The 1503-nt window shown below is 55.2% G+C and carries 1 protein-coding gene; it reads left to right on the top strand.

Translation table 11 applies throughout. The features are described 5' to 3' along the window. Positions 1-851 precede the first annotated feature (851 nt). Positions 852-1256, top strand: coding sequence for a hypothetical protein (locus CW742_RS12705; RefSeq protein WP_292420927.1), 405 nt, complete (start codon positions 852-854; stop codon positions 1254-1256). Positions 1257-1503 lie beyond the last annotated feature (247 nt).

Genomic DNA, 1503 nt, shown 5'->3' with positions numbered 1-1503 from the left:
GGGTAGGGATGCCCCTGTTTTGCCGGATCAGATCCCTCATCCTGCAGATTTTTGATAGATTTGCCCCACTCGCTGGAATGGTGCATGAACGGGCGTTTCTGATTGGTAGACGAATGCGTTAGAAACTCTATATGTCCCGTCATCGACTATCTCGTGTCGCAATGCCCGGTGCACCAGAAATTCGTCACGACAATCCCCGGCTTGGTGTGCTGCGCATTGTGACCGTACAGTGGGGTTAATGGGTGGGATTAGTTCGTCACAGCCCCCGGCCCGCATTGTTATTTTGGTTCGGATCGATCATACATCACTGCAATTTACGGAGAAGTGCCGTATTGTTGCGAAGATCGATGCCTCTATGCAGATCTGCGATGCCCTAGAATCGCGGCTGAAGGAGCGGGTAGCGATAGATAAAAAGACAGCCATGTAATACTCGGATCGCTTTCTCTTTTCATGCGGACCTGTCCCATCTAACCTCCATCATCCAAGCAATATATATACAATCTCATGGAACCATATCCAATCACATCTGCCCGGTCAACAACACACCGGTACTTGCACCCTGCGATGGACCGTAGGGCCATGAACCCGGTATGTGGAATGCCGACTCTGGCGGTGTGGGACAAAACTTCATGAGGGTTAAGCAGCCGGAGGACAGGGTATAGCCACATGGAGTTATTGTTGTGACAATGAAACCGAGCATTACCGGGCGGCCTCGCAGCGCCACCCGGGCGGGAACGAGGACGCGTTCCTCACCGCAGACAAAGACTGCAATTAGTAGAGCATCAAGAATATCGGATCAGGATGTCCGTAAGACAAGGAAGCGACAGGCACAGCCCGAGACCCAACTTGTTGTGCATCCCCCGGTGAATCCGGCACTCCAGGACACAGCGCCCGACGAGACGCCGATAAGCCGGACGCGGAGCAGCCCGCTCGCGTACGAGGCGATGGAGATACTCCGACAGTACGGGTACATCCCCGTACGGCTGATCGAGCCATCGATCCCGATCAACCTCATCGGGCTGAAGCAGGGCAGTTCGCTGCTCGTATTCGCTGTCAGATCGAGGTTGCCGGTGCCAAGTGCTGCACGGCTCCGCGAGCTCTATACCGCGAAGGTGGATTATCTCCGCGGGATGGCAGGGACGGTGAAGGACCGGATCATGATATGGGTGTACTCGCCGGCCTGCGGCTGGCGGTACTATATCGTGTACCCGGGCGGTCTCCGGTTTGATCTGGACTTCCCGAAGTCCATAGAATAATCCTCTCACTTTTTTTGAGACACTTATCTAACATCCCCCTTGCGCCTTCCCGTACTCGAAGAACCATCCAGGTTCTTCTCATGTCTCGGGTCTCAAGACCCTCAACATCCCCAAGGGGGCGTGGGCGCTGAGGATTCCTCCGTATAACCTCCATGTAAATCCCATTCGGTTTTAACAAGTAATTTGGAGGCATCGCCACGCGGGGGATGCCCACGCGGCGGGGGTGGAGCAACGCGGAACCCCCAAG

The sequence above is a fragment of the Methanoregula sp. genome (assembly GCF_002835825.1).
Classification (GTDB): Archaea; Halobacteriota; Methanomicrobia; order Methanomicrobiales; family Methanospirillaceae; genus Methanoregula.
Note: the sequence above shows the minus strand (reverse complement) of the source record. Positions and strands in the feature narration are given on the sequence as shown.